This window comes from Sphaerobacter sp., assembly GCF_019683595.1.
GTDB lineage: Bacteria > Chloroflexota > Chloroflexia > Thermomicrobiales > Thermomicrobiaceae > Sphaerobacter.
Genome location: NZ_JADGHZ010000198.1, coordinates 1 through 5,898 on the forward strand (window position 1 = coordinate 1; position 5,898 = coordinate 5,898).

The window sequence follows — 5,898 nt, forward strand, 5'->3', positions numbered from 1 at the left end:
GCTGCACCACCGGTGTTGCTGGTTCAACCGGGAGGATGGGCGCCCGCTGCGGGCGGTGGCCGACCTGATTGCGTGGTAACACGGCTCCATAACGCACACTAAGCGTTTTCGCTCCGGGCAGGTGCCGGCAGTGACGCTACTCTCGTCACCCCGCTACGCTTCGTCGTTCCCAGCCGGCTAATGGCGTTTCACGCCTTAATCGGGCAACAGACCGACGTCGCGCAACAGGACCTCCGAACCGTCCGCGAACTGATCCAGGAAGGCTGCCACCTGTCCCGTGAGCTGGCGCCCCTGCGCCGCCAGCCGATGGTCACCACCACGTCCCGCGTGACTCAGCACCACCGCGTCTCGATCGGGTGGGTCCAGGGTGCATCGGTCGGCAGCCACACGATCTCGAAGCCCAGCGCGGCCGCCACCGCCCGCACCGCCGGATGCCGGGGCACCGGCCAGGTGTCCCAGACCAGAGAGCGCGCCTGGGGGGAGCGGCGGCCCGCAGCCGGCGCAGGACGCGCAGGAGCCGGTCCACCCCCACCGGCCGCGCCCCGAGCCACCCGACCTGCCCGGTGAGCAGATCGAGCGCCCCGGCTCAGTCGTCCGCGGCACGGTGGGCCCGGGCCCGCGCGGGGCAGAGGTCAACCACAGGATATTGTCGTGCGTGTCCACCGGTGGGCCCGGGCCCGCGCGGGGCAGAGACCAGCCCCAGCGACGGCTGGCGCACCAGCGGGCGCTCGTGGGCATACCGCACCCGCACCCGCTCGGGGGCGGCGCGGGCCCGGGCCACCGCCTGGTCGATCGCAGCCAGCTTCGGTTGGTAGTCGGGATCGGGACCGTGCAGGGCAAAGCGGCCATGGGTGCGGCGCACCCCGAGCCGGGTCAGGACCTTACTGATACCCGACAGACGGTCATCACGCAGCCAGGGCACCACCGCCCGCAGGTCGGCCAGCCGCCAGCGCGGGCGGGTGTGGCCTGCCCTCAGGCACGCGTCGATCGCGTACATCTATGTGATTCGCCCAACTCCATGAGCCGTCCCCGGCGAAGCGAAGGATCTCTAACGTGGGTGGTAGCCGCAGCGCGAGATCCTTCGCTTCGATTCGGATGACATGGATCCGAGGCATCGCTCACAGCGATACCGTCCGCAACATGAGTTCGCGGCATCGCCCGCACCATGGGTTCGGAGCGACGTGCGCAACACGAGCGTAGGGCTTCACCCGCCCTATGCACACGAGGCATCACGCGCAAGGGGTGCTACGCCGCATCAAGGGCTGGGTCTTCCGGCATCGGGGTTGGCGCAAGAGCCGGATCGGGGTCGGGCTCCGGTGGGCTCGGGACGGGATCGGGGGCCGTGTCGGAATCCGGATCGGTGCCGACAGCCGCAGCGACCGATGCCGGCGGTGGCGCTGGTGGCGGGAGCGAGGACGGCTGCTCGGCCGGGGTACCGGCCGTATCCGGCGGAGCGGGCACGGGATCGTTCTGCGGGAGGTCGGTCGCGTCCGATGGTGGCGGGTCGTGTGCCTGCTCGGGTGGGGAGCACAGCAGCGGGTCGGACGTGACCTGCTGGTCCGTCAGCGCCGCCGTGGTTTCCGGCGCGAGGGTGAGCCGCAGCGCCCCGGCCACGGCCGCGTCGCGGTATTCCTCGGGGATGGTCAGGCAGAAGTCGTAGCCCATCCGCCAGAGGTCGAGCGTGATCGTAACGGTGGCACCGGTCGGCCGCCATTCGCCGGTCGCCGGGTCCTGGTACTCCAGCGCCAGCACGATCGTCGTGCCCGCCTGCAACAACGGGAACCGGTCGACGACGACCTGGCCGCAGATGCGACCGTCCTCGGCGCATTCCCAGGTGATGCGCTCGATCGTCACCGGCCACTTTGCGCGCGGCTCGCGCGGCTCGCGCGGCGGCTGCGGCCGGGGCGCGAGCGGGTCGATGCTGAAGGACGGCGGCACGGCCGGCACCGGCGTGACCTTCGGAGTGGGCGCGGGTGGCAACACCGGTGCCGGATTCGTCGCTGGCGTGGATGCGGGTGGCTGTACCGGTGTCGGAGCCGGCGCTGGACGCGGTTTCGGCGTAGGCGCCGGCGTTGGCATCGGGGACGGCTCCCGGTTGCCGGGCCGCGGCGCGTTGGACGACGCCGGGGTGGGCTTCGGCGTCGGCGTCACCTGCGGCTTGGGATTCGGATCGCTCGCCGGGTCAGGCTGGGTCGTCGGCGCCGGGCTCTCGCCTCCGTCGCGCGCGGTGGGCGTGGGCGTCGGAGTGCCGTCCGTGCGATCCGGCTTCGTCAACGGCGCGGCCGTCGGTGTTCCGTCCTCGCCGTCCGTCGTCTCGTCGGTGACGCGCTGATCGCCGGTGCCGGCCTCTTCAGTGGCCGCCGCGTTGGTGGCGTTCTTTCGGCCCGGGTTGTACCCGATGGTGTCGCTCCCGGCGAAGGAGCAGCGGTCACCGCTTACGAGCCCTTTGACGGTGATCGTCACGTCGCCGGCCGGCTGGCCGTTCAGGAGGTCCTCGGCCAGATCATGGGGGATCGTTACCTCAAGCCGTCCGTTGCCCTTGTACTTCGGCGCCGTCGCGATGTTCGGCCCAATTATCTTGGCGCCGCTGCTCAGCGTGATACTGGCGATATCGATCTGGTGGGCTGAGTAGGCGGGTGACGCGTCGCTCGGGAGCGTGATCTCAACCTTGAGGTCAGGCCCGTTGCCGGTCGGATTGAATGAACGGGGCGTGATCCACACGTCCGCCGGGATCGGGTCGGCCGGGCACCAGGTGCCCATCTGGACCGTCGCGCGGATGGTGAGATCATCGGACCAGCCGCCGTAGGCGATCGGCAGGGTCAGCATCGAGAGCAGGCAGAGCGCCGAGAGCGCGCTGAGTGCGGTGGTGCGCAGGCGCTTGATCCGGCTGCGCAGGCGAGCCTTCCCCGGGCGCGCCGTAGGCTGCGGCGTGGCGGACGTTGGAGGTGTCAACCGGCAAAACGGATACTCACTCATCGCACCACCGCCGTCACGAGACGCTTGAGGTAGATCCCCGGTAGCCCCGCCTTCGGGATGTGCAGCGCGAGCCGCCCCCGGACGTTCTCCGCCGGCACCGGGCTATCGGGCGCGTCGTTGTTGTCGCCCTGCGTGATGAAGACGAGCCCGGCCACCTCCTGGCGGATCTCGATGATCCGGTGCAGCACGTCGTGGTTGCCGTCCCGGAACTGGATGATGTCCCCGACCTTCAGGTCTTCCGGATCTACCGGGCGCACGATCACCACGTCGCCGGTGTGGAACTTCGGCTCCATGCTGATCCCCTGCACCAGCACCGGCCGCACGCCGAAGACGCCAGTGTTGAACCAGAAGATGACGAGGATCGCCGCGACGGCGCCGACCCAGAACAGGCTCAGGCCGCTTTCCTCCTCGGTCCCGTCCTCGTCGGCCGGCTGGATGACGACGAGCCCGCCGATCGGGACGATGACGCCGATGAGCGCGGTCATCATCCAGGGGAGGTCAGGCAGGACCGGAGCGAACCACTCGAAGGCGCCCAGCACCCCGAGGTAGGCGGCCGACGCGAGCGGACCGCCGGAGAGCGCAAGGTAGGTCGCCAGCAGGCTTCCGGCCGCCGCCGGTAGGAGCACGCGGCCTGCGAAGTCGAACGCGGTGTCCGACTGGCCGAGCTGGCTCAACGCGTGGAGCGGGATCGTCGCCAGCGTCAACAACACCGTCGTCGCGCCGAAGGCGATGAGCTCGCCGTGGCGCCGGAGCGCGGTTACAAGGTACCAACGCGCGACCTCACGGCCGATCAACAGCGCGCCGACGTACCAGGCGTTCTTGACGAGCGAGAGCGGGTCGTGAGGAAAGGGCGAGCGCCCGAAGCCGAGCGCGAACCCGGCCGCGACCGACAGGGTGACCTGGATGAGCCCGATGCTCAGCGCGGTCAGGGCCAGCCCATCCGGCCACAGCGCGCCGCGCCGATCCCCACCGAACAGCCAAAGCGCCAGCGCGGCGGGCGCGAGCCAGAGCGCGGGCTGGACGATGTAGAGATCGACCTGCACCGGCACCAGCGGCGCGATCAGCCGCGCGCCGAGGACCGCCGCGCCGACCGCGAGCCCGACCGCCACCCAGCCGAGCCCGGGCGATCGATCCCGCAGGTCTATCCCACTGGTCGATGCGCCCACCTGGCTCATTCCTGGTTGCCGCTCCCGTCCCTAGACGCCAATTCCTGACTGCCTGCGCGGTGCGGAACCGCCAGTCCAGATCGCTCGGGTGGGACGCGAAGAGCCCCACCCGGTACCCAAAAGCTGTCCACCGCGACTTATCAATGCCGCGGTGGACAGAGATGCGCGACTAGGACTCGGTCCCGAACGTGAAGTGGGCCGTCACCTTGGAGGTATAGGTGTGGTTCTGCTGAGCATTATCGAGGACCTTAGCGAGAGCCCAGCACTCCACCGAGCCGCCCGGCTCGATGACTAGACTGTCCTTGGGATTGCAGTCGCCGGTGAACTCGATCTCACCGTCCTTCGACCCGTCGTTCCAGCTCGACGTCGTGAGATCGAGCTTGGCGGGAACCGTGCCGTTGTTCTTCAGATCAAACAGCGCCTTGCACTCGTAGCCCGGATACGCGTTGTTGACGATGAGGCTGAGCGTTCGCGTCGTGCCCGTCTCACCCAAGTTGTACGTGCACGTGGCGCCGTAGTCACCCGTAGCACCGTTCTCGATGTTGACGTCGGCGAAGGTCACGCTCAAATTACCGGTTGCGACTTTCCCTTCGATGACGTTGGTCTGCTCCCACGCCGCGTACCCAACCCCAAGGCTGAGCAGAGCGACGAGGGCGATGACGGCCAAGATGGACGAGCGTTTGATTCGTCGGCGAACCATCATCACGTCCTCCTACATACGCAGCCCCAATTAGGGGCACATCCGTTGAACGATGGCTCGCCGCTTGCGATAAAATCCCCTTTGTGCAGCAGGGATCTGGCGGCGAGCCAGTCTCTTCTCACAGCCCCGGGCAGCGGCAACTGCCTGGGGCGTTTTCTTCACCTACCCTCGCTCGATAGCCCCTCCCTTCCCCTACCGTCCCTGCGCTGAACCGTGCGGTGGCGGTGGATCCCCTTGACGAGCCCGGTCAGCACGACCCTGACCGAGCGAATGGCCGAATCGCCAGGGACATGACCCAGACGTGAGTGCTGCGCGTTTTCGATACCGCACGGTTGTCCAAATGGCGCAGATGCCGGACCCTGCACCATTTGCTTCCCTGGTCGTAGCCCATTAGTACCACACCCCATCCCAGTCGTCAAGGTACGAAATTCCTACCCATGAAGGCGAGATGTTATTTTCATTTCTATTGCGCACAAACTCGCTTGGCTACGAAGCAATCTTGACTTGATGGCGAGCACACATGCCGAATCAGGGGACTCGGCAGGGGATGACAGGCGGCGTGTCCGCCGGGTGGCACGGACCACGGGGTGCGAGCCGCTCAGGCACGTGCCACGCGCCGACCATAGGCACGCGCCGGGCAGCAGGGGACGGCTCCCTCCACCCGAACGGCTCCGCGGACCGTGGCACCCGCTGCGTCCGGCGCCGGGCGGGAGAGGGCGCGAGCGCCTCTCCCGGCCACGGCTGTGCGGCATCCACCAGAAACGTGAGCACCGCCGGGGATGATCCCCGGCGGTGCCTGGATGGCTGGTTCGCGTCGAGCGGCTAGCGGTTGGGGTAGCGGGCGTCGAGCACCTGGACGCCGATGCGACCGAGCATCACGTCGTAGCGCTCTGGCCACTCACCCGGGTGCCACTCGAAACGCTGCCGCTCGAAGTACTGCACGGTGTAGACCAGCCCGGTGTCGGGATTGACCTCCTGGAACTCCTCGCTGATGGGCAGGCCGTAGACGGCCAGGCCGCCGAAGGTCTCCCAGTAGGTCCGGAACCCGCCGCAGAG

4 protein-coding genes and 1 pseudogene are annotated in these 5,898 nt (G+C 68.5%); all 5 read right to left on the reverse strand.

Annotated features, from left to right (window positions below; all coding sequences use genetic code 11):
• Window positions 1-586 precede the first annotated feature (586 nt).
• A complete protein-coding gene (locus IRZ30_RS14915) occupies window positions 587-997 on the reverse strand; it encodes a hypothetical protein (RefSeq protein WP_294086274.1) in 411 nt (136 codons plus the stop codon).
• A gap of 248 nt (window positions 998-1,245) precedes the next feature.
• On the reverse strand, window positions 1,246-2,976 hold the full coding sequence (locus IRZ30_RS14920) for a hypothetical protein (RefSeq protein ID WP_294086276.1): 1,731 nt from the start codon (window positions 2,974-2,976) through the stop codon (window positions 1,246-1,248).
• Complete coding sequence (locus IRZ30_RS14925) at window positions 2,973-4,151, reverse strand: signal peptidase I (protein WP_294086278.1); 1,179 nt, start codon at window positions 4,149-4,151, stop codon at window positions 2,973-2,975. The genes IRZ30_RS14920 and IRZ30_RS14925 overlap by 4 nt, the downstream gene beginning before the upstream one ends.
• A gap of 160 nt (window positions 4,152-4,311) precedes the next feature.
• Window positions 4,312-4,845 (reverse strand): hypothetical protein, encoded by a 534-nt coding sequence (locus IRZ30_RS14930; RefSeq protein ID WP_294086279.1) that lies wholly within the window; start codon window positions 4,843-4,845, stop codon window positions 4,312-4,314.
• Window positions 4,846-5,664: 819 nt separating this feature from the next.
• Window positions 5,665-5,898 (reverse strand): annotated as a pseudogene (locus IRZ30_RS14935) (hypothetical protein); the annotation flags it as partial.

Bases quoted from the DNA above. Each gene is read 5' to 3' on its own strand.
- IRZ30_RS14920 (WP_294086276.1), bottom strand. From the start codon at position 2,976: ATGAGTGAGTATCCGTTTTGCCGGTTGACACCTCCAACGTCCGCCACG.
- IRZ30_RS14915 (WP_294086274.1), bottom strand. From the start codon at position 997: ATGTACGCGATCGACGCGTGCCTGAGGGCAGGCCACACCCGCCCGCGC.
- IRZ30_RS14925 (WP_294086278.1), bottom strand. From the start codon at position 4,151: ATGAGCCAGGTGGGCGCATCGACCAGTGGGATAGACCTGCGGGATCGA.
- IRZ30_RS14930 (WP_294086279.1), bottom strand. From the start codon at position 4,845: ATGATGGTTCGCCGACGAATCAAACGCTCGTCCATCTTGGCCGTCATC.